The 25,728-nt window shown below is 43.0% G+C and carries 26 protein-coding genes; 14 read left to right on the forward strand and 12 right to left on the reverse strand.

Going from position 1 to position 25,728, the window contains the following annotated elements:
• Nucleotides 1–2 precede the first annotated feature (2 nt).
• The gene (locus J5X92_RS03105; protein WP_013786518.1) at nucleotides 3–287 is read right to left on the reverse strand and encodes an NAD(P) transhydrogenase subunit alpha; all 285 of its coding nucleotides are present in this window, start codon (nucleotides 285–287) and stop codon (nucleotides 3–5) included.
• Nucleotides 288–289: 2 nt separating this feature from the next.
• The gene (locus J5X92_RS03110; RefSeq protein ID WP_208804593.1) at nucleotides 290–1,447 is read right to left on the reverse strand and encodes an NAD(P) transhydrogenase subunit alpha; all 1,158 of its coding nucleotides are present in this window, start codon (nucleotides 1,445–1,447) and stop codon (nucleotides 290–292) included.
• A gap of 441 nt (nucleotides 1,448–1,888) precedes the next feature.
• Here J5X92_RS03110 and J5X92_RS03115 point away from each other — a divergent pair, with 441 nt between their 5' ends.
• Both J5X92_RS03115 and J5X92_RS03120 read left to right on the forward strand, forming a co-directional pair.
• Nucleotides 1,889–2,065: a DUF6435 family protein gene (locus J5X92_RS03115; RefSeq protein WP_129740398.1), complete on the forward strand. Its 177-nt coding sequence runs from the start codon at nucleotides 1,889–1,891 to the stop codon at nucleotides 2,063–2,065.
• A 109-nt stretch (nucleotides 2,066–2,174) separates the two neighbouring features.
• On the forward strand, nucleotides 2,175–2,873 hold the full coding sequence (locus tag J5X92_RS03120; protein ID WP_208804595.1) for a hypothetical protein: 699 nt from the start codon (nucleotides 2,175–2,177) through the stop codon (nucleotides 2,871–2,873).
• Nucleotides 2,874–2,914: 41 nt separating this feature from the next.
• Here the strand turns inward: J5X92_RS03120 and ppiC are convergent, their stop codons facing one another.
• Nucleotides 2,915–3,193 carry a peptidylprolyl isomerase PpiC gene (gene ppiC / locus J5X92_RS03125; RefSeq protein ID WP_129740400.1) on the reverse strand — a complete coding sequence of 93 codons (279 nt, stop codon included), beginning with the start codon at nucleotides 3,191–3,193 and terminating at the stop codon, nucleotides 2,915–2,917.
• 368 nt (nucleotides 3,194–3,561) lie between these two features.
• Here ppiC and J5X92_RS03130 point away from each other — a divergent pair, with 368 nt between their 5' ends.
• Entirely contained in the window at nucleotides 3,562–3,750 is a 189-nt protein-coding gene (locus J5X92_RS03130) for a hypothetical protein (RefSeq protein ID WP_208804597.1), read from the forward strand.
• Between the two features lie 79 nt (nucleotides 3,751–3,829).
• Here J5X92_RS03130 and J5X92_RS03135 read toward each other — a convergent pair whose 3' ends face one another.
• Entirely contained in the window at nucleotides 3,830–5,770 is a 1,941-nt protein-coding gene (locus tag J5X92_RS03135; protein ID WP_208804599.1) for an EAL domain-containing protein, read from the reverse strand.
• Nucleotides 5,771–6,104: 334 nt separating this feature from the next.
• Here J5X92_RS03135 and J5X92_RS03140 point away from each other — a divergent pair, with 334 nt between their 5' ends.
• Entirely contained in the window at nucleotides 6,105–7,178 is a 1,074-nt protein-coding gene (locus J5X92_RS03140; RefSeq protein ID WP_208804601.1) for a hypothetical protein, read from the forward strand.
• A 632-nt stretch (nucleotides 7,179–7,810) separates the two neighbouring features.
• Here J5X92_RS03140 and J5X92_RS03145 read toward each other — a convergent pair.
• The 5 genes from J5X92_RS03145 to J5X92_RS03165 all read right to left on the reverse strand — a co-directional run bounded on the left by J5X92_RS03145 (nucleotide 7,811) and on the right by J5X92_RS03165 (nucleotide 12,018).
• Complete coding sequence (locus J5X92_RS03145) at nucleotides 7,811–8,296, reverse strand: PD-(D/E)XK nuclease superfamily protein (protein WP_126874094.1); 486 nt, start codon at nucleotides 8,294–8,296, stop codon at nucleotides 7,811–7,813.
• A gap of 9 nt (nucleotides 8,297–8,305) precedes the next feature.
• A complete protein-coding gene (locus tag J5X92_RS03150) occupies nucleotides 8,306–9,079 on the reverse strand; it encodes a site-specific DNA-methyltransferase (protein ID WP_208804603.1) in 774 nt (257 codons plus the stop codon).
• Nucleotides 9,080–9,296: 217 nt separating this feature from the next.
• The gene (gene groL / locus J5X92_RS03155) at nucleotides 9,297–10,937 is read right to left on the reverse strand and encodes a chaperonin GroEL (RefSeq protein WP_208804604.1); all 1,641 of its coding nucleotides are present in this window, start codon (nucleotides 10,935–10,937) and stop codon (nucleotides 9,297–9,299) included.
• Nucleotides 10,938–10,977: 40 nt separating this feature from the next.
• A complete protein-coding gene (locus J5X92_RS03160) occupies nucleotides 10,978–11,268 on the reverse strand; it encodes a co-chaperone GroES (RefSeq protein WP_013786601.1) in 291 nt (96 codons plus the stop codon).
• Between the two features lie 219 nt (nucleotides 11,269–11,487).
• A complete protein-coding gene (locus J5X92_RS03165; RefSeq protein ID WP_159533995.1) occupies nucleotides 11,488–12,018 on the reverse strand; it encodes an FxsA family protein in 531 nt (176 codons plus the stop codon).
• 201 nt (nucleotides 12,019–12,219) lie between these two features.
• Here J5X92_RS03165 and J5X92_RS03170 point away from each other — a divergent pair, with 201 nt between their 5' ends.
• The 7 genes from J5X92_RS03170 (at nucleotide 12,220) to J5X92_RS03200 (ending at nucleotide 19,661) form a co-directional block, all read left to right on the forward strand.
• Nucleotides 12,220–14,118 carry a protein-disulfide reductase DsbD gene (locus J5X92_RS03170; RefSeq protein ID WP_208804606.1) on the forward strand — a complete coding sequence of 633 codons (1,899 nt, stop codon included), beginning with the start codon at nucleotides 12,220–12,222 and terminating at the stop codon, nucleotides 14,116–14,118.
• Nucleotides 14,119–14,342: 224 nt separating this feature from the next.
• Complete coding sequence (locus J5X92_RS21370) at nucleotides 14,343–14,999, forward strand: M23 family metallopeptidase (protein WP_348272380.1); 657 nt, start codon at nucleotides 14,343–14,345, stop codon at nucleotides 14,997–14,999.
• Nucleotides 15,000–15,285: 286 nt separating this feature from the next.
• Nucleotides 15,286–15,726 carry a type II 3-dehydroquinate dehydratase gene (gene aroQ, locus J5X92_RS03180; protein WP_208804610.1) on the forward strand — a complete coding sequence of 147 codons (441 nt, stop codon included), beginning with the start codon at nucleotides 15,286–15,288 and terminating at the stop codon, nucleotides 15,724–15,726.
• Between the two features lie 14 nt (nucleotides 15,727–15,740).
• Nucleotides 15,741–16,208 (forward strand): acetyl-CoA carboxylase biotin carboxyl carrier protein, encoded by a 468-nt coding sequence (gene accB / locus J5X92_RS03185; RefSeq protein ID WP_208804612.1) that lies wholly within the window; start codon nucleotides 15,741–15,743, stop codon nucleotides 16,206–16,208.
• A gap of 14 nt (nucleotides 16,209–16,222) precedes the next feature.
• Nucleotides 16,223–17,566 (forward strand): acetyl-CoA carboxylase biotin carboxylase subunit, encoded by a 1,344-nt coding sequence (accC, locus tag J5X92_RS03190; protein WP_057795338.1) that lies wholly within the window; start codon nucleotides 16,223–16,225, stop codon nucleotides 17,564–17,566.
• A 462-nt stretch (nucleotides 17,567–18,028) separates the two neighbouring features.
• A complete protein-coding gene (locus J5X92_RS03195) occupies nucleotides 18,029–18,967 on the forward strand; it encodes a hypothetical protein (RefSeq protein ID WP_126872092.1) in 939 nt (312 codons plus the stop codon).
• Between the two features lie 250 nt (nucleotides 18,968–19,217).
• Entirely contained in the window at nucleotides 19,218–19,661 is a 444-nt protein-coding gene (locus tag J5X92_RS03200; protein ID WP_208804614.1) for a hypothetical protein, read from the forward strand.
• Nucleotides 19,662–19,677: 16 nt separating this feature from the next.
• Here the strand turns inward: J5X92_RS03200 and J5X92_RS20945 are convergent, their stop codons facing one another.
• Nucleotides 19,678–19,908, reverse strand: coding sequence for a TIGR03643 family protein (locus J5X92_RS20945; protein WP_041453193.1), 231 nt, complete (start codon nucleotides 19,906–19,908; stop codon nucleotides 19,678–19,680).
• A 282-nt stretch (nucleotides 19,909–20,190) separates the two neighbouring features.
• Complete coding sequence (locus J5X92_RS03210) at nucleotides 20,191–22,323, reverse strand: exonuclease domain-containing protein (protein WP_208804616.1); 2,133 nt, start codon at nucleotides 22,321–22,323, stop codon at nucleotides 20,191–20,193.
• Between the two features lie 203 nt (nucleotides 22,324–22,526).
• On the opposite strand from J5X92_RS03210, the gene J5X92_RS03215 reads away from it, so the two are divergent.
• From J5X92_RS03215 to J5X92_RS03225, 3 genes are all read left to right on the forward strand, one after another.
• Nucleotides 22,527–22,718 carry a CPXCG motif-containing cysteine-rich protein gene (locus J5X92_RS03215; protein WP_126872096.1) on the forward strand — a complete coding sequence of 64 codons (192 nt, stop codon included), beginning with the start codon at nucleotides 22,527–22,529 and terminating at the stop codon, nucleotides 22,716–22,718.
• Nucleotides 22,711–23,394, forward strand: coding sequence for a flavin reductase (locus tag J5X92_RS03220; protein WP_013786613.1), 684 nt, complete (start codon nucleotides 22,711–22,713; stop codon nucleotides 23,392–23,394). The genes J5X92_RS03215 and J5X92_RS03220 overlap by 8 nt, the downstream gene beginning before the upstream one ends.
• 246 nt (nucleotides 23,395–23,640) lie before the next feature.
• Nucleotides 23,641–23,934, forward strand: coding sequence for a high-potential iron-sulfur protein (locus tag J5X92_RS03225; RefSeq protein WP_013786614.1), 294 nt, complete (start codon nucleotides 23,641–23,643; stop codon nucleotides 23,932–23,934).
• Nucleotides 23,935–24,018: 84 nt separating this feature from the next.
• On the opposite strand, the gene J5X92_RS03230 is transcribed toward J5X92_RS03225, so the two are convergent.
• Entirely contained in the window at nucleotides 24,019–25,668 is a 1,650-nt protein-coding gene (locus J5X92_RS03230) for an amidase (RefSeq protein ID WP_208804618.1), read from the reverse strand.
• Between the last annotated feature and the right edge of the window lie 60 nt (nucleotides 25,669–25,728).

A 25,728-nucleotide genomic window follows, 5' to 3' on the forward strand; every position in this document is an offset into this window, starting at 1 on the left:
CCTTATTTTTTATCTTTCTTTTTGAACATACTTAGCATGCGATCGGTTACTAGGTAACCCCCCACAACGTTAATGCTGGCAAGCGCTACCGCCGCCGTTCCTAATACCGTGGTCAACACATTGTTGTCGCCACCAGATGCTGCCAATGCGCCCACTAACGTAATACCTGAAATAGCATTAGAGCCCGACATTAATGGCGTGTGTAAAGTCGCAGGTACTTTGCGAATTAACTCAAACCCAAGAAAACCAGCAAGCAGCACAATAAACAGTAAATAGATAATCTCCATGATTACGCTCCTTTGTAGGCGTTGGTTAACATGTCGTTGGTAATTGCGCCGTTATGAGCAATAACACAGCCACTTAAAATATCGTCTTCTAGATTTAAACCAAACGCGTTGGTTTCGGTGTCGTAGAATTCATCGACCAAGTTATAAATATTATTCGCGTACATATCAGTGGCTGCGCGGGCAACCGCTTGGCTCCAGTTACCGGTGCCTATCACTGTTACACCATTCACTTGGGCTACTTCACCGGCCACAGAACCTTCAACGTTACCGCCAGATTGGGCTGCCATATCGACCACCACGCTACCAGGCTTCATTAGTGCCAAAGTCTCTTTGCTAATTAGCACTGGCGGTTTGCGACCAAACAGCTGTGCCGTGGTAATAACAATGTCTGAATCAGCAATAGCATCACGCTGTGCGTCTTGCTGCTTCGCTTTTTGTTCATCGGTGAGCTCTTTGGCGTAGCCATCTTTAGTTTGACCCGTTTCGCCAATATCGATTTTAAGAAACTTACCGCCTAGAGATTCCACTTGCTCAGCAACAACGGGGCGCGTGTCGTAGGCAAGTACGTTCGCCCCTAATCGTTTCGCCGTTGCAATAGCTTGCAAGCCAGCCACGCCAGCACCAATAATGAACACTTTGGCGGGCTTTATTGTTCCCGACGGTGTCATCATCATAGGTAATATAGAAGGTAAGTAGTTCGCGGCTTGCATTACCATGACATAACCGGCAAGGCTCGCTTGTGAACTTAGCGCATCCATTTTTTGGGCTCGAGATGAGCGAGGGATCATTTCAACTGAAATAGCCGTTAAGCCTTTGTTTGCTATTGACTCAACCAGCGGTTGCTCAAAGAAAGGGTCAAGATGGCCAACCACAATGGCCCCTTTTTTCATCACCGACAGTTGAGATTCAGCCGGTTTATTTACGCTAACAAGCATATCGGCTGTTAATAATGCACTATTCACATCATCAATAATAATTCCACCTACATCCACATATTCTTTATCAGCATATCCCGATAACAAACCAGCCCCACTTTCTATGTGAAGCTCAGCCCCTTTTTTCACCAAACGTTGCACACTTGATGGGGTTACTGCACAGCGCTTCTCCACATTGGATAGTGGCATCGGTATTTTTGATTCGTTTAATACTATGATTTTCACACGCTTCTCCTCACGTCCAGGCTCCACGAGAATGACATCCTTTATAGATGAACAAGCCATTTTATTCACTTATGCTTAACATGCCTTTTGGAAATCAAAACTGTTTTCATCCCTCATTTACGCTAAAACACTCTTTTAAAAGCTATAAAAGTCGCGTATATCATCGTCACTTTTATTACTCAGCGAAGAAACTTACGGTATTTGCACATGCTCAACTAGTATTATTTTGCTACGAGTCATAACTATAATTTATATAAGGTTGGCATAGCGGGAATTAATGCGGTTTGGCAAGAGTATTAATTTTATGAATCAACAAGTATTGAATTTAGTATTGATAGGCAGCGAAGATAAATTTCCATTACAAATATTTAAAACATGTCAGGTGATCACGCTACACTCAGCGTATGTAAAAAACCTATTCGTTTATAAAGAGAACCTACTATGTTCGGCATGTTTAATTCCAACCCTACTAAAAAAATGCGTAAGCAATATAACGCTCTATTAGAGAAAGCCATGGTGGCACAACGCAATGGCGATATGAAAAGCTACGCTAAAATAACAGAAGAGTCGGAAACCCTGTGGAGTGAAATACAGGCAATAGAGAAAGGTGCCAAATAAAAATAGGTTCGCTATCGACCGAGCACTCTTACAGGTTACAATAGCAACATTATTTTACGGTGTTGCATAATGCGAATCATGTGATGCCTTGCTGTTGCGGATTTGCGTTATGAGTAAGTGTTTTTTGTTTTGTTTAGGAACTTTGGTTAGTCTAGCCATGTTCCAGCCTTCTGCGCATGCAATGAATGCTGGGCAGTACTACTATTTCATTTCTGATAGTTGCGTTCCCAAAGGCCCGCAGGCCCCAGAAGAGCGTGGCGTAGTTACCCCGGATGTTTTGCTGTTTGAAGTGCTACCTGCCGGTATCAGCGATTACATGATAAACATGAATACCGCGGCGTTGATTAATTACAATGAAGAAGGCCAAGACTACCTGACAGGCTTAGAAGAAGAGCAAGTCTACACCGCAGGCCAAGTAGCGCAAAACGCGAATTATACCCAACATGATTTTATGCTGCAGCGCGAAGCCATTGGGCTAAAAGCATTAATTAACATTCTTAATGCGTTTTCTCAGCATCAAGCTGATAAAGGCTATTTTTATAAAAAGCTGCTCTCAATCACCAATCCCAACACTCGATTTAAAGCCGTAACGCGCGTGCGCCTTACCGATGTGGATCAAGAAAATAAAATGCAATTAACGGAGTACGCGTCACGCTACTACGTACTAGACAGCCAAGGTACAGCGTCTAGTACCCCATTTATTGAAGTAGACCACGGCAAAGCGTTGCGTGAAGATATTCACACTTTTAACAGCCCGTACCGCATTTATACCAAACATGGCGTCTGCGGCGAGCGTTGGGTGCCCTAGCTATATTGATAGTAGCTATATTGGTAGTAGCTAGGATAGCACTAGTTTCTATATAGGGTTTTTATTAAATGGTAGCCAAAGCGGGTTTTAACTGGCCCATGTACCTTTAGCACTTCTTTTTTAAACACCACATCATCAAACGCTTTTACCATTTGGCCGCGGCGGAATTCACCTAAATCACCACCTCGCTTTCCCGAAGGGCACGTAGAATGGCGTTTAGCTAAGGTACTAAAATCTTTCCCTTTCTTAAGTTGCTCTAATATCGCAAAAGCTTCTTTTTCAGTTTTAACCAGAATGTGTAACGCGGATGCAGATGCCATTAAGATACCTATTAATTAATTTTATATGGCCAAGTATACCGCATTCACCACCTTGCGTTTGCACGGGCATAAAAGTTACTTCAATAGGTTAATAATAGCGGTTCAGGCTGCCACATATTCTCATTGGGCAAGCAAACTGCCAATACCACGCTAAAATTGTATTAAGACTATAATTCAGGTTAAGGCAGGAAAAGCATTGTGAGCCAGCAAGTAATATTGCGATTTACGCGTATATGCGTCTAATTGTTTTCTTGTTATTTTTCACATTCTTTTATGTGCCTTCAACTGCGCACGCTGACAAGTGCGGCGCAACAAGCTGCTTGATCTCACGCCCCAATCCCGATGGCATTGAAATAAGAATACGCCCGGTGAATCCAGGTTCACATGCTTGCTTCATTCGCTGGGAAAACTACCAGTATATCGAAATCATTAATCTAGAATCTAAGCCTTACCTTTTAAAAGAAAAGTATGACTTAAGTGGCGTAAGATGGCGCTGCGATGATGCCAACACCTGTCCAAACTGGATGAAGTACGCCGGTTTGTGTCGTAATAAATAAGCAACCTCTTGTTCAGCGACACTTAGACAATACCTTTTTATCCAAGCCAACTGACTAAAAGCACATACCGTTTGCGCTATTAAGCTAGCTCAGGAACACTGCATTTGTATTGCTTGTAGATATCGAACTCACTAGCTGGCACTGGCCTTTGGAATAAATATCCCTGCCCATATTGGCAGTTTAGCTTCTTTAGCATTGCGTAACACATATCAGTTTCAATGCCTTCAGCTACCACCTCCATATCCAGTTCGTGTCCCATGGCGATAATGGTGCTAGCAATAGTGTTATTTGCAGGCATAAAGCTTTTGTCTATTTTTAACACATCAAAAGGTAAATTCTTAAGATAGCTTAGGCACGAATACCCCGTACCAAAGTCATCGAGTAACAGTTGCACACCCAACTCAGATAACCTATACAGCGATGCAACGCAGGCTTGCTCTTCCATAATGGCAATATTCTCGGTTACCTCAATATGTATACACTCTGCAGGCAACGATAAGCTAGCCAGAATATCTGCGAGCCTTTGCGCAAAATGCTGATCTTTAAGCTGATGTGATGACACATTAATTGCCATAGCATGATGTTTAGCACCTGCATCATGCCACGCTTTGCATTGTTCGCACGCTTGTTGTAATACCCAATTTCCTATATCAATAATTTGTCCCGAATGCTCGGCAATAGGAATAAACTCATCGGGACCAATGGCTTCGTTATCTGGGTTAGTCCATCTTAATAGCGCTTCACTCCCAACTGTCACGCCATCCTCAAGCCTAACAATGGGTTGATAAACTAAGCTAAACTCATTGTTAGCAATAGCATGATGAAGCTGACTTACCAGTTTTAGTTTGCGGTTTTGTTTAATGGCCGATAATTTATCGAATGCTTGATACTGATTCTTGCCCGCCTCTTTAGCTTGGTACATTGCCGTATCGGCGTGCTTTAGCAACAAGGAGGAATTGGCGCCGTTTTGTGGGTAGCAGGCTACACCTATACTCGCAGTGATATAGTAGTCGTTATTGCCAAGCCGCACAGGTTTACTGATAGTGTCTAATATTCTGTGGGCAATGAAATCAATGGTTTCAATTGATTCAAAACAGTCTGTTACCGCCACAAATTCATCACCACCAAAACGAACCACCACATCGGTAGCGCGAATTGCATCGGAAATTCGCTGCGCCATAGTGACTAAAAGCGTGTCGCCTAACGCGTGACCTAAGCTATCGTTAATGTCTTTAAAACGGTCCAGATCGATAAACATCACCGCGAAGGGCAAATTACTGCGCTCCGACATATTAATGGCTTTGTCTACAGTATGTTCAAGCAAGTTTCTGTTCGGCAAGCCCGTTAACGTGTCGGTATGCGCCATTTGTTTATTTCGTTTCTCGCTTTCAGCTAAGGCTTTCATCGCCTCTTCCCTGCTGGTAAGCCCCGATGACACAGCCCGAGAAATAAATGCAGCAAATAACAAAACCACTATTGATGACAAAATAATAATAGAGAGGGTAATGTTAGCCACGAAATTTACCGTTTTCTCGACGGGCATCTCAAAGTCAGAAGAGTTTGTTCTAAAATCCCTAAGCGATTTTACAATCTGGTCTTGTAATGTTTTTTGACTAACATTACCCGCTTCATAATCGGCCAGCGCAGCCAATGAACTATTAGCACTTTGAACGTCGCGAGTACAAATATCAATAACCGACTCTGTGCCAATAATTTTCATGATAAAACGCTCTGTATTACCAATCATCGACAAACAATCTAAAGGCTGCTCACGAATGTTGAGAATGGTTTGACGAATATCATCTAATTTCACAGGGTGCGCTTCTGAAAAAAGTTCTGCGGGCGCAGAAATTTGCTCGCTTAATTCAGACGTGTATTTGAAGTGCCTAACATTTAATTGATGAAAGAAATTACTGTGATTTAGGGTAAAAAAGCACCAGACGAGAATTAGCGCAAATACAAAAAATGTAAACGTTAAAACAGGTAACGCTTTCCTTATGCCACTGTTCTTCACATCCATTGTGCAGGTTGCTCTTTTAATATGTGCTCGCTGCAAGCAAGTCACTGTTACATGTATGTACGCTAGCGGTGAACGATTATTTTTCAGAGTTATACTATTGAATTTATAGCAGGTAATCGTGTTTAAGCAAACGTACAGTAAGTTTTAAAAATTTTGTCTTATAGCAAATATCTAATTCTAGTTACGTAGGGTATGCAAACAAAGACCAATACTTACTTTTACCTTTTCTTTTTAACCATCAGCCGGCAAATTTTTTCATTCCTATCCCACCCAAGTTCTTTCTAAAATCAGCAAGCATCTGATATATTTATTTTTTGACTACAAGGATGAACATATGACAATAAACGCAAGTGACAAAGAAAGCAGCAAGGACGATAGTGATGTCAATATAACTTCAAAAGAAACGCTTAAATTTTGGGATTCTGAAGACAAGATATTTTTGATAAAAGTATTTACCGCCGGGTTTGTATCGATATTACTTTCTAAGCTCTTATCTTACGTCCTTCCAAAAATATCAAGCCCAGAACTAGTAACCACAATTATTAGCTTATTCTTCAAAGAGGCTGGTGTTGCTTTAATGATTGCTGCCGCACTCGGCTATACAGTCGAGTCAATGACAAGAAAAAAACAAAATGAGGAATTTAAGGTATTTCAGCAGGAAGTTAGCAAAGATGTATTAAGTGCCGTATTTAAAAAAATTATTCCCGACCTGATTTTTAAAGAAGTTAAACGATCAGTATTAGATCAAGCGCTCATTAAACGTGATGCTTCAATGTCATATGAGCTTAGTGAAATTACTGATGAGTTAGCCGCCCAGCTAGGCCTCAGTGATTCTGAAAAAAATAAGATACTTGTTTGTGATGTAACTACTACTCATATACTTTATAACTTAAGTGATTTGGAAATTAAAAATCACCCCATCCGTTGTGGAGTATCATGTGATTTGGATCCACGGCTCCAAGAAGCCCTTGAAATACATGAAGCAACAATTGGTGACAATGAGCTTTCACATGATGAAATGAAAAAACTAATTTCCTATAGTAAAGGGCGAGGGGTCAAAGAATTTGAAACTACGGTCAACCTTCCATCAACTAAAGATGGTAAAGGTTTTAAGGTATCATTTTGCTCTAGAACTTTTAAGAAGTATGACGACACCGAGGTTTGGACAACGTTGACCCCCACAGAGTATATGGAGCTTGAAATTGGCTTTCCTCTAGGTATTGAGGTTGGAGCTAAATCAAATCACCCTGAAGATTTAGAAAGTGATCGACAGAACCCAAATGTTCGCAGAAAAAAATATAAACTAAATCACGGGGTATTCCCGTACCAAGGAATAACGTTTTGGTGGCACAAATCAAAACCAGAAAAACCTAAACAACCATTTGCATCCGCTGATGATAGGGAGTAAAATCTTGTCCCCCATTGAAGGGTTGAAATTAATCCTCAGAAGCGAACTTTCGTATAAAAAAGTTGTCTTAAATACACTGGTTTGCTATAGATATTAGGCTGACCAAGGAAAATCGGAGATTAATACATGTTAGTTACAACAAAAGATGTAGGTGTTTGGGATAACCCTGTTGGTGTTTGGGATAACCCTGTTGGTGTTTGGGATTAAGCCGTTAATAACAACACCCTAAGAATTTCTTTTAGCCCGTCTTATGACGGGCTTTCTTTTTTCATCTATTAACAACTTATTCTCTACTGATTCAAGCATAATATGAATCGACGTAGTCTATTGGATAGGCTTCGTAAGGACGAAGGAATAGCATTAAGGCTGTCAAAGAAACCCTTGCACTTAATCTAGATAAAAATGACCCTAGTAAGAATTATTGCTTACAAATATCTGTATCTACCAGCGTGTGGGTTCCATGATGCTTGAAGGCATAATAATGATAGCGAAGAAAAAAGCTTGTATAAAAGCAGTCAACAATGCATCGAATGAGAGTACATGGGGCTATTTGCGCTATCACTAGGATACAATAAGTAATCTGTATTGACGGATCGAATTCGAATAATCGTAAAGGCGTAATTAATACACTTTTACAAGCTCGAACTGCCAGTGAATTCCGATTTATTGAAGACAACGATGTCCCACCAGTTAAATTTCATGGCCAATATATGGTCTAACTCCCTCGTGTCAGCTGTTCTTCTGAAATCAGCTTCTTGCATATTACGTGGTTTTGCATAGCAAGCCAACTCATGGGCTTCCAGCATGTGCTTGACGCCTTTGCTAAAACCATCTCCGCCATAGACTACATACTTATCCATTTGCATCGACTGAGCATCATTCAAGGCATAAGGTATTTTCTCATCAGCTGTTCCGGTAACATTTTGCAGCTTACATTCCAAAGCAACTGCTACATTCTGCGCCTCATTCAAGACTAAAATATCTACCGTCCGCTTTTTGCCGATAATACTTTTGCCTACCGAAACCTCTTGATAAATCTTAATGCCTCGCCCAGAAAAGTTTTCATATATATAACCTGAAACCCAATCCCTATATTTCGTCCCTGAATCTATACTCATACAACCTCTTTAAGCGTAGTTTAGCTCTAAATTTTTCTGTTCAACTGCATCTATTTTTGATATTTCCAATGTGGACTCTTCAAACTTCGCACTATTTTTAACATTAACACATTCACCAAGTACGGACAGTTTTTCGTTAGCTAGCTCGTGAGCATCTTTTGAAATATCAGAGCCCATGAAATTCCTTTTAAGCTCAAGCGCCGCTACACCCGCGCTTCCTGAGCCAAAAAACGGGTCAACAACTAAGTCCCCCTCTACAGTGCTCTGCTCTACCAATGTTTTTATCAGTTCCGATGGTTTCTCAGTGGGGTATCCGTTCCTTATACGCGCACAGCTCAAAACATCTGGTATACCAAGGTTATTTAGCTTCCTTTTACCTTTTTCAAAGAAAAGAATAAATTCGTAGCGGGCACGATAATGATAACCCATACCAATTTTCTCTTTGTCCCACACCAATGGTTTCCAGAACTTAAACCCCAATCTCTCAGCTATAGGCTTTACATAGAACATTGTTTCTTGGTCACAAAAGAGATAGAAGTGCGAGTTCTTTTTAAGTACACGGAAAACTTCTATAAATAAGTCTTCAAATCTTTCGTTGGGGAAAATTTCAAACCACTTATTTGACGACCCTTTGCTTACTTTCAATCGAGTCGTAGTTCCTTTAGACCTATGTTTTTCCAAAGACTCGTAAGGAGGGTCTGTAATAAATAAATCTACGGACTCTGAGGGCAACGATTTAAGCCATTCCACGGCATCCAGATTAATTAATTCATAAGTATTCATTTGCGCACCAACTGATTTTTTTCACAGTATTGTATATATAGACAGTTATTTCAACACTACTGCCCAAAACTTAATAAAAAAAGGCGCTGAGTCTAAACCCAACGCCTTCCTTAAAGCTTCTTTTCGTCCTACATCACTGTCTACATTTGCGTATACTTAACTGTATACATTAAACATAAACCCTTGATTTAAAAGGACTATAAGAGGCAGCAATTGATTACATCATGCCGCCCATTCCGCCCATACCGCCCATATCAGGCATTGCAGGCGCTGCTTCGTCTTGAGGTATATCTGCAATCATGGCTTCAGTTGTGATCATAAGTGAAGCGATTGATGCTGCGAACTGTAGTGCAGAGCGTGTTACTTTAGTTGGGTCAAGAATACCCATCTCTAGCATGTCGCCGTACGTGTCGTTGCCCGCATTATAACCATAGTTTCCGTCGCCATTTTTCACTTCGTTAACTACCACAGATGCTTCTGCACCGGCGTTGCTAGCGATTTGACGTAAAGGCGCTTCCATTGCACGTAGTGCAAGCTTAATACCTACAGTTTGGTCTTCGTTTTCGCCAGTTAGGCTAGCAAGCTTAGCTGCTGCACGAACTAGCGCAACACCACCACCAGGTACTACACCTTCTTCAACCGCGGCGCGAGTTGCATGAAGTGCATCTTCAACGCGGTCTTTCTTCTCTTTCATTTCTACTTCGGTAGCTGCACCAACTTTAATTACTGCAACACCGCCAGAAAGCTTAGCTAAACGCTCTTGAAGCTTTTCTTTGTCGTAGTCTGAAGAAGAATCTTCAATTTGACCTTTAATTTGAGCACAACGGCCTTCAATCGCTTCTTCATCGCCGTTACCATCAACAATAGTAGTATTGTCTTTGTTGATAACAACGCGCTTAGCAGTACCAAGGTCTTCTAGCTCTACTTTTTCAAGGTCTAGACCAATCTCTTCAGAGATAACCGTACCACCAGTAAGCATAGCGATGTCTTGAAGCATTGCTTTACGACGGTCACCAAAGCCAGGTGCTTTAACAGCAGCAACTTTAACAATACCGCGCATGTTGTTAACTACTAGTGTAGCTAGGGCTTCGCCTTCAACATCTTCAGCAATGATCATCAGTGGCTTACCTGCTTTTGCTACGCCTTCAAGGGTAGGAAGCAACTCACGGATGTTAGAAATTTTCTTATCAACCAATAGGATGAAAGGGCTGTCTAGTTCAACAGTGCCGTTTTCTTGGTTGTTAATGAAGTAAGGAGATAGGTAACCGCGGTCGAACTGCATACCTTCAACAACGTCAAGTTCGTTTTGAAGTGCTTGACCTTCTTCAACGGTAATTACGCCTTCTTTACCTACTTTTTCCATTGCTTGAGCAATGATGTCGCCCACTTCTGAATCAGAGTTTGCAGAGATAGTACCAACCTGAGCAATTGACTTGCTGTCAGCACAATCAGTAGATAGGGCTTTAAGCTCTTCAACCGCAGCAATAACTGCTTTGTCGATACCGCGCTTAAGATCCATTGGGTTCATGCCTGCAGCAACAGACTTGTGACCTTCAGTTACGATAGCTTGTGCAAGCACGGTAGCGGTAGTTGTACCGTCACCCGCTTCGTCATTCGCTTTAGACGCAACTTCTTTAACCATCTGCGCGCCCATGTTCTCAAACTTGTCTTCAAGTTCGATTTCTTTGGCTACAGATACACCATCTTTAGTGATGGTAGGAGCGCCGAAAGACTTATCTAGTACTACGTTACGGCCTTTAGGACCTAGTGTAACTTTCACTGCGTTTGCTAGCGTGTTTACGCCTTTAAGCATTTTTGTACGAGCGTCGTTACCAAAACGTACTTCTTTAGCTGCCATGATTAAATTCCTCTCTTAATTCGTTTAACGTTAGTTGTCATTACTCAACAATCGCAAGAATGTCGCTTTCGCTTAGGATCAGAACTTCTTCACCATCCAGCTTTTCAGTTTTAACGCCGTAGCCTTCGCTAAAAATAACGGTGTCGCCAACTTTAACGTCTAGCGCTTTAACATCGCCATTTTCTAGGATGCGGCCGTTACCAACAGCGATAATCTCGCCACGTGTAGATTTTTCTGCTGCTGAACCAGTCAGAACGATACCGCCTGCAGATTTGCTTTCTTGCTCTGCGCGTTTAAGGATTACGCGGTCGTGTAAAGGACGAATTGCCATTTTCAAGTCTCCTGAAAATTTCACTATTCAAGTTAATGATTGTCGACACACAATTATTTGCATGTCGTATGCTTGGGTTGCTCGTTACCGAGCAGTTAAAATCGTGTCTGCGAGGATAAATGGGGGAGTAGCCATGTAAGTTCAAGGGTTTTTGAGCAAAAAAATGTAAAAAAAGTGATTTTAATGCTCAAAGCCTGCACTTAAGGCCAAAAGCACACACTACTTCAGGCGTCTATCTGTATCATTTTGGGTTTTGTCTGAAAATTCACCTTCAAACACATCGCCATTATCTGAGCTGCCCGACTGACCAGACTGTTGCTGATTGAATGGGTTTTCAAACGGGTTGTACTGGCCGCCGCCAGTTTGTTGGTTAAACCCGCCCGCTTGGGTCACTACCCGTAGTTTCATGTGTTTACTTAGCTGCGAAGCAATAAGGTGGCGTGAGCCTGGCAAGGCAAACATAAAGCCAAGAACGTCAGTGATTAGGCCTGGGGTAACCAATAAAATACCTGCAACTACCAGCATTAGGCCTTCTACCATCTCTTTACCTGGCAGTTCGTTGCGCTGCATTTTGGCCTGTGCGGTTTGTAATGTTGCTATACCTTCGCGCTTAACAAAATAAGCACCAATGAATGCGGTTAATATCACTAGCCCAATAGTATTCCAGCCACCAATTATCCCGCCCACCTGAACTAATAGGGCAATCTCTACTATGGGTAATATGGCAAACAATAAAAATAAAAACCGCACAACATTTCCTCTTTCATCTAGTCATAGAATAGTATTGGGGTAAAGACCATAATAACAAGCGAAGGTGCAACGCTTTGGGTTAAGTGGCAAACTCAAGCGACCGACGGTAGCTGTGTTAAACTGGGTTTGTGAAAGAATAGCGTATACATCTCGGTCTTACTTTTTATAGGCCAATAGCTTTAGGATAAAGAAAGTCGTTATATGAAGTACATCACCCGTTTATTTTCTTTTGTCGCATGTTGTCTATTTTTAGCATCGCTTGCGCTGCCTGGCTATTCGCAAACTAATACACAAATTACGGCACAAACTTCGCCTCAAACCTCCGCTCCGCCTTCAAATCAGAGCCTGGGTGGGTTCGACGATGTGTTCAGCAACCAAGAAGAATTCTTAAAAGTAGACCAAGCCTTTGTATTCGACTTCAATCAGGCAGACGACACCTTAAGCCTTTCCTTTACCATTGCCGATGGCTATTACCTTTATAAAAAGCAATTCAAGTTAGTGGCTAAGCAAGCCGCCATTGGGGAACCTCATTATCCCAAAGGCGTGATCATTGAAGATGAATACTTTGGCGAATCGGAAGTATTTTATGATGAAGTCACGATAACGGTTCCTATTACACAAGCCACCAACGACGGTATAGTAAAAATACGCTACCAAGGCTGCGCCGATGCGGGCCTTTGTTACGCACCGAATATTAAAACCGTCTATTTGAATGCCCTTGCCAGCAACGCTAACGCCAGCGTCTTGAGCAACAGCGCTGATCCCATGTCGACAGATGAACAGAGTCTCTCGCAAACGAACCCGAGTAGCTCTCAAGCGTCTCAATATTCTCTGGCCGATAAGCTCATTAACAAAGAAAACCTAGCCCTCACCTTGGTGCTATTCTTTGCATTAGGCATAGGCCTTGCTTTTACCCCCTGCGTGTTCCCTATGTACCCCATTGTGTCGGGTATTGTGATTGGCCAAGGTAAACAGGCAAAAGCCAGCAACGCATTTTGGCTCACGTTTACCTACGTACAAGGCATGGCCATTACCTATTCTATATTAGGCTTAATTGTGGCGTCGGCGGGTATGCAGTTTCAGGCTGCACTTCAACATCCGCTCATTCTAGGCATTTTTATTGGCATTTTTGTTCTGCTGGCGTTAGCCATGTTTGGCCGATACGAGCTTCAACTTCCTGCAAAATGGCAAACCCGCTTAACTAATTTAAGTAACAACCAAACGCCTGGCAGCATGGCGGGTGTATTCGCTATGGGTGCGTTATCGGGGCTAATTGCCTCGCCATGCACTACGGCGCCATTAACCGGCATTTTATTGTTTATTGCACAAAGCGGCGACTTAACCCTTGGCTTCATTTCGCTTTATGTGTTGAGTATTGGCATGGGTGTTCCTCTTGTTATATTTGGGATCACAGGTTCTAAATTGCTACCAAGAGCGGGTCAATGGATGAACGTGGTAAAAGTATCATTTGGATTTATGATGCTGTCGGTGGCCATCGTATTTGTAGAGCGTTTGTGGCCCAAAGCATGGTCTAGCGAATACATTAACTTGCTGTGGGCAGCCCTAGGTTTAGGGGCATTTGGTTATTATTTTGTGGTAAACGAAGCGAGCCAAAAAGGCATTTTGAAGTACGTGCGAACGTTGGTTATTGCGGCAGGTTTGTTCGCCAGTGCGCTGCTAGCCTATAACACCCTTACTTCATCTGAAGACACTGCCACGCAGCACAGCCAGCTGGCTCATCCAACATTTATTGTCGTTGAGAATTTAGATGATTTACGCCAACAAATTGCGACAGCCAATTCACAAGGCAAAACGGTGATGGTGGACTTGTACGCCGATTGGTGTGTGGCCTGTAAAGAGTTTGAAATATACACCTTCCCTGATCCTAATGTTATTAATGCGCTTAATAATACCGTGTGGATGCAAATAGATTTAACCGATACCTCTGCCAATAATACGGCCTTTCAGGATGAATTTTCTATTCTTGGGCTGCCAACTATTTTATTTTTCGATGAGAGCGGTAATGAGCTAACGCAGTCTCGGGTAACCGGATTTATGAAAGCGCCAGCCTTTGCTGAACATGTTGAAAATACGTTTTAACATTATGATTGGTGAGTGATTACTCTTCACCGTAATTCAAGGGTGAGCTATGCCCCTAATGTTTCAGTTTTCCCTCACACTTTTTTTTGTTTTTACCTTGTGTGCGCCACTAAAAACGCTAATGGCGCAAGAGGTCGTAAACCAAAACCCGTCTACCCAAGCGCCCAGTTGCTACGATGCCAATCGATTTTGTATCAGCATTTCAGCGCCCACGAATGGGAAGTATGAAGTCTATGCTCAGCGAAAGGTGCCACTGCCCCTTGTGCTTACTCTTTCGGCAAGTGGGCTTACGTCTACTTTACCAACCAGTGGGCTTACGCCCGGGTCGACATCCAGCGTATTTTTTAAACGACGATGACCCTATTTTAATGGGGGTAGTAAAAAGCCCGCGACGGTTTTGGCACTCAATGAAAGTAAGCTGGACTTCAGGAGTGCTGAATGCTGTGCACAATGATGAAGTGATTTATTTGCCGCCGCTGCGCCCAGCTAGTAATTACCCCGTAGTACAAGGTTTTGGTGGGGGCTGTTATGCATTAGATTTTGCGGCGCCGGTTGGCACTCCCGTGTTCGCCGCTCGCGATGGTGTGGTAATAGATACGAAAGATGATGGCCAATTAGGCGGCGCTTCTAAACGGTTTGCTAAGCACGCGAATTTTGTCGCTATTTTGCATGACGATGGCACCACAGGCGAATATTACCATTTGAAATACAAGGGTGTGGTGGTAACGCGAGAGCAAACCGTTAAAGCCGGAGAGCTCATTGGTTATTCTGGTAATACAGGGTTTTCATCACTACCCCATTTGCACTTCGCCGTGTACACAGCCAAGTACGAAGGAAAGTACATGTCGGTGCCATTTGCGTTAAAAAATGAGCCGAATTGAACTCCACTAGTTACATAAGCAGCACATAAAAGTCACATTAGCATTACATGGTCACATTCTTATACACCGCCACGCACCTGTGATAACGCATAGACCGGGAAGAGAACTTTGCGTCGAAAACACCTGATTAGACCAGTATTTTGCTGCGAAATCTTTCACTACCTCTATAATCAACGTCTAAATGAATAAACAACCGGATTAATTGTCTTTTTTTCGTGCAACTGTCATAAAATTTTGCTGAAATAGCAAATACACTGACTTTTTACCGAAGATAGCAGCAAATTTAATGAATATTTTGTTACTGAACGGCCCTAACCTAAATATGTTAGGACAACGTGAACCCGATAAGTATGGCACACAAACGTTACAGGACATCGTTGATGATCTGAGCGCGCAGGCAAAATCGTCTGATGCCACCCTTACCCATTTTCAGTCGAACGCAGAACATGCGCTTATCGACCGTATTCATCAGTCTATGGGCAATATCGACGCAATCATCATTAACCCCGCTGCTTTCACACATACAAGCGTTGCACTTCGCGATGCATTGTTAAGTGTCAATATCCCGTTTATTGAAGTACACCTGTCGAATGTTCATGCCCGTGAATCATTTCGACATCACTCATATTTCTCAGATGTTGCGGCAGGCGTCATTGTTGGCCTTGGTACCATTGGTTATTCACTAGCCCTGACCGCCGCCATCAATTTACCGCAATCAAAAAATTAACGTAGAGACTGAACATGGATATTAGAAAAATCAAAAAACTCATCGAATTAGTGGAAGAGTCTGGCATTGCCGAACTTGAGATCACTGAAGGCGAAGAGTCTGTTCGAATTCATCGCGGCCCAACTGGCGTTCAAGCGCCAATAAACTATAGCTTTGCTGCACCAGCTCATGCAGCACCAGCTCCGGCTCCAGCAGCACCCGTTGCGGCGGCTGAACCTGCTCAAGCAGCGGCACCTGCAGCGCCAGAAGGCCATGTGGTTAAATCACCAATGGTTGGTACTTTCTATCGCGCATCTTCACCTACAGCAAAACCGTTTGCTGAAGTGGGTCAAACGGTAAATGCTGGCGACACACTTTGTATTATTGAAGCAATGAAGATGATGAACCAAATTGAATCAGACAAATCTGGTGTGGTTAAGGCAATACTGGTAGATAACCAAGACCCAGTAGAGTTTGATCAACCCATGTTCATCATTGAATAAGCAGGCTTCGTACTATGCTAGATAAAGTACTCATTGCAAACCGTGGTGAAATTGCCCTTCGTATTTTGCGTGCCTGTAAAGAACTTGGCATCAAAACCGTTGCGGTACACTCCACGGCAGACAAAAACTTAAAGCACGTGTTGCTAGCAGACGAGTCGATTTGTATCGGTAAAGCCTCAGCAACCGAAAGCTACTTGAATATTCCTCGCATTATTGCAGCGGCGGAAGTCACTAATTCTATTGCTATTCACCCAGGGTACGGCTTTTTAGCAGAAAACGCCGACTTTGCTGAAGCAGTTGAAAAGAGTGGCTTTATCTTCATTGGCCCAACGGCAGACACCATTAACCTGATGGGTGATAAAGTGTCAGCAATTAGTGCTATGAAGAAAGCTGGCGTTCCATGTGTACCTGGCTCAGATGGCCCGCTTACTGGCGACAATGATAAGAATAAAACCATTGCTAAACGCATTGGCTATCCAATTATTGTTAAAGCAGCTGGCGGCGGCGGTGGTCGTGGTATGCGTGTGGTTCGCAGTGAAGCGGAACTTATTAGTGCTATTGAAACTACGCAAGCTGAAGCGGGCGCGGCTTTTGGTAACGCCACCGTGTACATGGAGAAATTCTTAGAAAATCCACGTCACGTGGAAATTCAAATTTTAGCCGATGGCCAAGGCAATGCTATTCACTTAGGCGAGCGTGACTGTTCTATGCAGCGCCGCCACCAAAAAGTGGTAGAAGAAGCACCAGCACCTGGTATTTCTGAGCAAATGCGTAACAAGATTGGCGATCGTTGTCGTCGTGCTTGTGTCGAAATTGGTTATCGCGGCGCAGGTACGTTCGAGTTCTTATACGAAAACGGCGAGTTCTATTTCATTGAAATGAATACCCGTATTCAGGTTGAACACCCAGTATCTGAAATGATTACCGGCGTTGACCTAATTAAAGAACAACTGCGTATTGCAGCCGGTCAGCCTCTGTCTATCGACCAATCGCAAATTCAAATTCGTGGCCATGCTATTGAATGTCGAATTAACGCAGAAGATCCTAAAACCTTTATCCCAAGCCCAGGTACGATTGATATTTTCCACTCGCCGGGCGGTTTAGGTATTCGTTGGGAATCTCATATTTATGCTGGCTACACGGTACCGCCTTTCTACGATTCCATGATTGGTAAGTTGATTACCTTTGGTGAAAGTCGTGACGAAGCCATTGCCAGAATGCGTCATGCGTTAGATGAGCTAGTTATCGAGGGAATTAAAACCAATATTCCTCTACAACGCTCTATTATGGCTGATGAAAACTTCTTTGCCGGTGGTACCAATATTCACTACCTTGAGAAGAAACTAGGCATAGCCTAACAGCATCAAAATTCAGTGCCGTGTTTTCCACGGCACTGCTTTTATCTCCTTTTTTTACTTCTGGTACACCCCTTCTTTTTCTACAACATATTTCCAAACGACTTAAATTACTCGCGCCTATCAGTATCATTTTGCTATGCGCTCTACTGCCCATGCTTAAGCAATTACTAGCTCATATAGTTCATTCTGTTTTTACGATTAGGACAATCAAGTTTTAAGGTTTTTCAAATGAACGGGGCGGGCATATACTTAACTCAGTTTCCTAGCCCTCCCTGCTATTGAAACTTTAGTTGTGTTTTATGTGTTTACCCTCATTGGAGTCCACCTCCAGTTTTTAGCCGGTGTCATTCACCGGCTTTTTTTTTCAGTTTTTTCCATCACAAATAGTTACCCTAGTCGCACTTTTTTTCGTATAAGCTGGTTAGGCTTAATTAACTTATTGATGAATTGGACTCGACTGAAATGAAAAGGGTAGATAACGCAGCTGTATTTGTTGTTCTCTTATTTTCCGTATGCGCCAATGCCTTTGCCGAGCGCTTAAGCTTTTCACAGAAGCTTGACATGCAATTTCGTTTTGACGAACGCTCAGACCGAGATCATAGAAATCAGTATAGAGTGCGATATTACCCTTCTGTTTCCCTGTCCTCTGACGATGCGTGGTCGTTAAATAGTTTTGTGGTTACCGGAGAATCTTTTGCATCAAGCCATAATACCTTTGATAGTGATACGTCAGATTACCTTTACGCTAGGCGTTTATATTTACGCTATGAATTTTCTGATGGAAAAATGGAGGCGGGGATCATCCCCACCTATAAGGGCCGAGTTTCTTCGTCAGGGCTATCTAAAGATGGATGGATTAAAGGCATGCGCAGTGTTTATGCCTTGCAAGAGGACAGCGAAATAGAATTGGTTATTGGCGAACTTGACGATACCAACGCCAACAGCGCATTTGATAGTTTCCACCAACTCAATTATGTTGAATTAGAATACTCGGCAAAAATGGGACAAACCCATAGCTACGAAGTGAGTATCGAGCGTATGACTGACAACAACTTTATTCGGGGTGAATATCGCTTTCAATACACGCCATCCCAAACGTTGTTCATTGAAACTATTCAGCAGCTGTCATCTTCAAGCTCAAAGTTTGTTATTGGCCTGAGCGGAAGAACGAGCGTGGGAAATTACCCTTTGTCTTATTTTTCTCACTATTCTTATGTAAGTGAAGGCTTTGGCCCTAGGGGTGAGCTGACTGAAGATTTTTTGGGGACGGGTCATGGCGCTTCAGCTGAAATAAGCGGAGATATTACTCTTATTGATGACACAGAGTGGTTTATACGTGCCGATGTGGTAGACAGCGTTAGTCGGTTGCTTGCAGGTATAAAGGTGTCATTTGAGCAATAAAAAAGGCCCATCAAAATGATGGGCCAAACAGCAAGAACGCGTACGCACTTTGACAGTGCACTTTTTAATACGGTGGTTCCCCACGCGAAAGTTCAGCGCTGAATGGTTACGTTTATTTAATGATTACAACTGCTTGTGCGTACTGCCATTTACTAAAAAAACTGAGTGAAGTATGGTAGTGTCTACTAACTCAAACGCTAAGAAATAAAAGTTTTTCAATCTTTACCGCTAAGGTAAAAAGGTTTACAAGGTGCCCAAACGTTACGAAGAACTAAAATCTCAACTCCCTGTTTCACGCCTGTCTATCGACGTATTGCTTGCCTTGCGTGTGCTTTACGACAAGCCTGAAAACGACGTGGAGTTACACCAACAAATCACTGAGCTTTCTCGCGAGCCCAGCAAGCTAGAACGAGAATACCGCTCTGAGTGGGAAGCCTATGTGTTACGTGAACTAGTATTAGATTTAAAGCAGAACACCCAACGTAGCCCTGCTATTTTTATCGACTCGGTGTTAAGTCGCATTGAAAGCCTTAAAGAAAGCTGCCCTTACTATAAAGCCTATAAACAACAAATTTCACAAGCTACGCCTGCAGATGACAGCACTACCCAGTTATTCCCCACGCCTTGGCGCCAGCAACTTATGATGCTGCTACTGCCTGTCACTACCGTGAAGCCATTGAAACCTACAGAATAGCCAGCACAATAGAAGGTTACTTATTCGCACTCTGAGGTTTATATTGAGACGGGCAGTACCCTCTTTCTACGCCTGCTGGGCGTAACGTTTTGTGTTTGGTTTTACGCCCTGACACCCTTGCACGCCAATTTTTGAAAGTTTTGTGCTTTAAATTCTGGCGCATCAGATTAATAACCTCTTTCTCAGGTAAGCCATACAAGTCTTCGATTGCCTCAAAAGGAGTTCTATCTTCCCACGCCATTTCAATGACGCGAGATTGTTCAACCTCAGTGAGATGCCCTTCAGTATGGCGCTCTAAGGGATAGAGCTCTGATGGATAATCTTTTGACGAGGGCTCTTTTGAGACATGCTCTTTTGAAGAATGCTCTTTTGAAATACGGCCTTTTTCAAAGTGACGCTCTTTTGTGTACTGCTCTTGTGTAAGTTGCTCTTCGGTATCTCGCATAGTTCCGGCTCTTGTTATTTAACACTACTATTACGCCAATTTAGAAAAAATGTTCACCTTCTCTAGCCTTACCTAACCTTACATTTATTTAATTGTTTCAGCCGACATCGTTAGAATGATATCAAGTAGTGCAGCGGCCGCTTTTGCATCAGAGAGCGCACGGTGATGCTGCTCCATTTTAATGTCGAAATGCCGAGTGAGGTTAGCCAATGAATATGAGGGTAACCCAGGATTTACCTTGCGCATTTCTCTCACCGTACACAGCTTGGGTCGTTTAAAAGGAAGCTCTAATCGTGCAAATTCCTGTTTAATGAAGCCATAATCGAAGTTAACGTTATGGGCCACAAATACCGCGTCGTCGGTAAAGCTAGCAATACGTTCAGCCACCTCAACAAATAATGGCGCATCAACCACCATATCATCAGAAATACCAGTAAGACGTGTGATGGTAGCCGGAATTCGTCGCTGGGGGTTAATTAGAGTTTGATAGGTATCGACCACCTCGCCCGCAACAATTTTCACCATGCCAATTTCAGTAATTCGATTGTAGCTGTTGTTGCCCCCAGTGGTTTCAATATCAACCACAACATACGGCTGATTAGGGTCGCGATGCCAATTTACCGTAGTAACAGCAACCTCAAACCCTGCACGTTGCAACCTCTGAATAGACACCAACTGATTGCGTCTTAACTGATCGCCTGGCGCTTTCACTTCTTCAAAGCGTAACTTTTCATCAAAAATCATGATGTCAGGGAAGCCGTCGCTTAACGAGGCAAAATCTTCGCTCATCATTCGAAGCAGGTTAACAATGGCGCTAAGCTCGCCGTGTTTGATTAGGGCATCGATAGGTTCAAGCAAATGGCTGCTCCACATGAATAAGCTATTCACCTTGCCATAGTGGGCTGTCGCCATTTTATGCACGTGGTGGCGAAACTTATCTTTGCTATTTAACCTTTCAAATAAGGCTTCAATACTGCTGCCAAAACGAGCGTAGAAGTTGTTTTGCTTAAGCGATAGAGGCCGTCTATCAAACTCAGTGACCAGGGTATCTTCTTCATATAGCTGTGCCCAAAAGGTTAGCCCAAACAAGCTGCGCCATAATCTGTTCTCGGTGCGCCAACCGGCAATACCTAAGCGTTTATAATGGGCTAACACGCCACGCTCTACCTGTTGATTTTGGCTAACATCAATATCAATAGTGCGGCTTGCATTTCTTAACATATCGGTTACCGCACTGGTGCGCTTTTTGTGGTATTTCCTCGCATAGAAATCTTCAGCAAAGGCCAGCAGCGTATCGGAAGGTGGTGAGTCGATAATGTGTTCTAGTACTTCTTTAACACTATCGGTGTTGCCGTCTTTATAGCTTTCTCTTATCCATTTCTCTTTCGCTTTGTCGCTTTGGGCTTGGTATAGCAAAAGAAGGGCCTGCTCTCGGTGCTCGCCTAGTAATTTTAACGCTAGTGCATAAAGAAACTGATCACGATAAAACATGGCTGATACGCCATCGCTATTGGGGAACGTCTCATGGGCTAATGCATTTGCTTGCGCTAAAGAAAGAAAAGGGAGCTTTTCTAAATGGCTGGCATAAAACCAGGCTGCTTCAGCATCTGCTTTACTGTCGAAACGGGTAATATCTGATACCGAATCGCCGCGTGTACGCATAACGCCTAAGTCGCGCATAGAAAATTGATTCAGCCTGCCTTTGGTATTGCCAAAATAAAGGAATAATAAAAATTTTAGCGGTGCATCAAACAAACACACTAAGTAAGTATGCTCATTTAGCCCTTCAGGCCAGCCATGCTGATTAATGCAGGCTTCTAAGCGCGATACAAGCACGGGCTTGGTCAATGATGCCAAACCTTGAGTGGCACCGTATTCACTTAACAACCTTAAAATAGCGTCTTTAGTCAGTACGCCTGCAATATCTTGCAGCGAAGCATGGTGCAAATCGCCGAACCACTTAGCTTCAATCAGCTCGTCAATTTGCTGTTGAGGGTTAGCTATTTCTGCATAAGAAAACTGCGACCTGTCAATTACCGCATATTTACGATTAGCCGCACGCACAATGATGCATTGTTTGTCAGCATCTAGCTGGTTAAAGCTTTCTATAAAACCATGAGCGTCATCACTTAACAACGCAGCATTCGCCCCTTTAAAGAACGCTAAGAACTCAAAAAAGTGGGCTAAGTAATATCGTGGTGGCAAATCTTTTCGCATTATAAAACCAAACTATTGCATACACTAATTAGTGTATATTTATACAGCCCTATTATTCAACCTTTTCCCTTTTTATTTCATGCGTAGGTGCACAGGCGCTTGCGTAGTAGCTTGTAAAGTCATTCTGGCTTAATTGGCAGTCAATCCAGTTTTCTACTTTACTCGTAATAACTATCACAACGTAATTCACATACGAGGAAATCATGAGCTTAACGCGATCGATGGCGTTCTCTTGCCCATATTGCATGGCAGCCAATGATGTAGAAATTGATGAGGTTAATGATGTGGGTCAGGTGCAGGTACTTGATTGCCAAGTATGTTGCCAACCTATAGAACTTGGTGTTTATCAGCAAGGCGAAGACTTAAATATTATTGCGGAGCAGGAAAATGGCTGATAGTGGTACCCATTTTTCGTTGCAGGATATCAATGCTTTGCCGCAACGATATCGCGCCAACTTTGTGAATAGTCTATCTGGCTTTAAATCTTCCTCACTGTTAGGCACCACCGATGGCCGAGTTAACAACTTAGCTATTATTAGTTCTGTGGTTCATGTAGGGGCTAACCCACCATTGCTGGGTATTATTATGCGCCCACACACTGCACAGCGAGATTCTCTGACTAATATTAAGCAGCAAGGTATGTTCACTTTAAATCATGTTCATACAAGTTGGACTGACAAAGCACATCAAACATCTGCGCGGTATGATAATGGTGTGAGTGAGTTCGATGAGGTTGGACTAACGCCTTGGTTTAGCCAGAACTTCAGCGCGCCTTATGTTAAAGAAAGCGCGATAAAGATGGGGCTTAAAGTAGAACAGCATTTTACGTTGTGTAATCAAACGGAAATGATTATAGGTGAAATCCAAGAGGTCTTTATTGCGGGCAGCAGCACTACAGGAGATGACATTGCAAAAAGTGCTATTGCCGAAGATGGGTATATAGATCTTGAATCACTACAAACCTCATGTATCTCGGGTCTGGACACTTATCATAGTACGCAAAAGATAGCCCAATATGCTTACGCAAAACCCGATGTGCCTTTAACACAGGCGAGCGTAACTAAAAAATAATTCATGTTTTGCCAGTGGCGCGCAAACTAATGTTGCGTTGATGCTATAGGACATTGATTTTGCTAGCTGTTCAGGTGAAACTCGTTAATCTAGATCAACAAATATTTATTGCTTTGTGTTAGATCCAAACGCCACGGGTTATAGTATAATTATTAACATTCAAAACCTGCCTTGCGGCAGGTTTTTGCGTTTTAGGCGCTGAGTAAAAAAGAATCATTATCGTTATTATCTCAATTGGAGAGAATTATGAAGTCTGTAAACCGTCGTGACTTTCTGAAATTGTCAGGTACATCTTTGATAGGCCTAACGTTAGGAAGCGTTGCGTTACGTGCGAATGCGCAAGAACAACTACAAGCAGATGATCCAAGCGCGAAAGCATTAAACTACACTGCGGCGTCTACTGTAGACGGTGCTAAATGTAACAACTGCATGTACATTCAAGGTGCCGACGGCGAACAACACCGCCCTTGCGCCATCTTCCCTAACAAATTGGTTAACGCCAATGGTTGGTGTAGTGCATGGGTTAAACGCCCAGGCTAGTAACTCGAATTATCAAAAAAGCCCCAGTCTCGCTCACGTGTGCTGGGGCTTTTTTATGCATTTGAGATAAGGGTCTATAACGAGTTACAGCCCCTTCACAGCGTCTAACAATGCGGGGTTATGTAGTCGGCTCGGTAACAAACCAGGCTTTATATAGGCCCCATGCTTTGCTTGAAATATACTGCCAATGCGTAGCACTTTTTCATCGTCCCATTGCTTGCCAATAAAGCTAATTCCCACCGGAAGGTTTTTCACTTCTCCTGCCGGTACAGTAAGATGCGGATAACCTGCAATGGCCGCTAAATACCCAATTCCAATAAACCCCATTGGGGAATGATCGCCATACACGCCATCAATCAGAAAAGCCGGGCTATTTGAGGGTGCCACAAGTACATCAACTTTATGTTGTGCCATTAGGGCATCAATACCCTTGTCTCTCGCAGTTTCTCTTACCAAGGCTAGAGCCGAAGCGTATTCTGGGCTATTAATGTCATCTGTATTCACTGCTTTTTCGAATATATCTTGATTAAAGAGCGCAAGTTCTCGAGAGCCTGCTTGATTGTAAGTAATAAGTTCCGACAAACTGCGCACAGGAATGTCCGCTGGACTGCCTTCTAAGTATTCGTTTAATGTGTAATGAAACTCGCTAAGTAACACTTGATAAGAGTCGGCCCAAAAACTTTCAGGTTGTTTGAAGTCGCTAATTTCCACCAGCTCAGCGCCTGCGGCAGTTAGGCTATTTAAGGCTTTTTCATAAGTAGAAAGCACATGAGGGTTATCCCCTTGACGGTAACGCACAACGCCTACGCGCACGCCTTTTAAATCGGTCGCCAACATACTTTGCTGCGGTGCATTAAGCATGTGTTTGCTAGCCTCTAGCGTTGCGCTATCTTTTGTATCTACACCTGCCATGATTGATGCCATTAACCATGCATCGTTAACGTTTGCGGTCATAGGACCTGCGGTATCTTGGGTATATGAGATAGGGACAATGTGCGTACGAGATAACAGCCCAACTGTGGGTTTAAATCCTACAATACCGTTCATTGAAGAAGGACAAATAATAGAACCATTGGTTTCAGTGCCCACGGCTAACGACGCTAAACGCAATGCCATAGCAGCACCTGAACCCGACGAAGAACCACAAGCACTACGAGATAACATATGCGGGTTTCGGGTTAACCCACCTACGGCGCTCCAACCACTAATAGAAGATTCAGACCGAAAGTTAGCCCATTCAGAGAGGTTAGTTTTACCTAACACAATGGCGCCCGCGGCTTTAAGGCGAGCTACAATGGGGGCATCTCGCTTTGTGTCATTATCAACAAGTGCCATCGCGCCTGCGGTAGTAGGTAGCTCACTGGTTTCAATATTGTCTTTCAGTAACACTGGAATACCAAACAGCGGCCCTTTACGCATTCTATTTTTACGTGCTAAATCAGCCGCTCTGGCTTCTTCAATGGCATTGGGGTTAAGTGCCAAAATACTATTTACATCACCATCAAGCTTTTCGATTCTAGCGAGATAGCCTTTTACTAACGCCTCGGATGACAACTCACCTGCTGCTATAGCCTGCGCTTGTTCTAGTGCAGATTTATCTAACCAAGCCTCAACAGCTACTGAAAAAGCCCTGTCGTCTGAACGCTCAACAGATGCATTTTTTGTGTTCGGCTTAGATGGTGCACACGCGGTGCAAAGTAAAATAACGGCAGCGTAAAGTAGCGTAGCCTTCATGTGGTTTGTCCCCAAGTTTCTAAGATATCTACATTTTAGTTTTAAATATCTTAGTAGTGG

It is taken from the genome of Alteromonas sp. K632G, from assembly GCF_017653625.1.
GTDB classification, from domain to species: domain Bacteria; phylum Pseudomonadota; class Gammaproteobacteria; order Enterobacterales; family Alteromonadaceae; genus Alteromonas; species Alteromonas naphthalenivorans.

Coding starts and splice junctions, on each gene's coding strand:
- J5X92_RS03105 (WP_013786518.1), bottom strand. CDS start 287: ATGGAGATTATCTATTTACTGTTTATTGTGCTGCTTGCTGGTTTTCTT.
- J5X92_RS03115 (WP_129740398.1), top strand. CDS start 1,889: ATGTTCGGCATGTTTAATTCCAACCCTACTAAAAAAATGCGTAAGCAA.
- J5X92_RS03120 (WP_208804595.1), top strand. CDS start 2,175: ATGAGTAAGTGTTTTTTGTTTTGTTTAGGAACTTTGGTTAGTCTAGCC.
- ppiC (WP_129740400.1), bottom strand. CDS start 3,193: ATGGCATCTGCATCCGCGTTACACATTCTGGTTAAAACTGAAAAAGAA.
- J5X92_RS03135 (WP_208804599.1), bottom strand. CDS start 5,770: ATGGATGTGAAGAACAGTGGCATAAGGAAAGCGTTACCTGTTTTAACG.
- J5X92_RS03140 (WP_208804601.1), top strand. CDS start 6,105: ATGACAATAAACGCAAGTGACAAAGAAAGCAGCAAGGACGATAGTGAT.
- J5X92_RS03145 (WP_126874094.1), bottom strand. CDS start 8,296: ATGAGTATAGATTCAGGGACGAAATATAGGGATTGGGTTTCAGGTTAT.
- J5X92_RS03150 (WP_208804603.1), bottom strand. CDS start 9,079: ATGAATACTTATGAATTAATTAATCTGGATGCCGTGGAATGGCTTAAA.
- groL (WP_208804604.1), bottom strand. CDS start 10,937: ATGGCAGCTAAAGAAGTACGTTTTGGTAACGACGCTCGTACAAAAATG.
- J5X92_RS03160 (WP_013786601.1), bottom strand. CDS start 11,268: ATGGCAATTCGTCCTTTACACGACCGCGTAATCCTTAAACGCGCAGAG.
- J5X92_RS03170 (WP_208804606.1), top strand. CDS start 12,220: ATGAAGTACATCACCCGTTTATTTTCTTTTGTCGCATGTTGTCTATTT.
- J5X92_RS21370 (WP_348272380.1), top strand. CDS start 14,343: ATGAAGTCTATGCTCAGCGAAAGGTGCCACTGCCCCTTGTGCTTACTC.
- aroQ (WP_208804610.1), top strand. CDS start 15,286: ATGAATATTTTGTTACTGAACGGCCCTAACCTAAATATGTTAGGACAA.
- accB (WP_208804612.1), top strand. CDS start 15,741: ATGGATATTAGAAAAATCAAAAAACTCATCGAATTAGTGGAAGAGTCT.
- accC (WP_057795338.1), top strand. CDS start 16,223: ATGCTAGATAAAGTACTCATTGCAAACCGTGGTGAAATTGCCCTTCGT.
- J5X92_RS03195 (WP_126872092.1), top strand. CDS start 18,029: ATGAAAAGGGTAGATAACGCAGCTGTATTTGTTGTTCTCTTATTTTCC.
- J5X92_RS03210 (WP_208804616.1), bottom strand. CDS start 22,323: ATGCGAAAAGATTTGCCACCACGATATTACTTAGCCCACTTTTTTGAG.
- J5X92_RS03215 (WP_126872096.1), top strand. CDS start 22,527: ATGAGCTTAACGCGATCGATGGCGTTCTCTTGCCCATATTGCATGGCA.
- J5X92_RS03220 (WP_013786613.1), top strand. CDS start 22,711: ATGGCTGATAGTGGTACCCATTTTTCGTTGCAGGATATCAATGCTTTG.
- J5X92_RS03225 (WP_013786614.1), top strand. CDS start 23,641: ATGAAGTCTGTAAACCGTCGTGACTTTCTGAAATTGTCAGGTACATCT.
- J5X92_RS03230 (WP_208804618.1), bottom strand. CDS start 25,668: ATGAAGGCTACGCTACTTTACGCTGCCGTTATTTTACTTTGCACCGCG.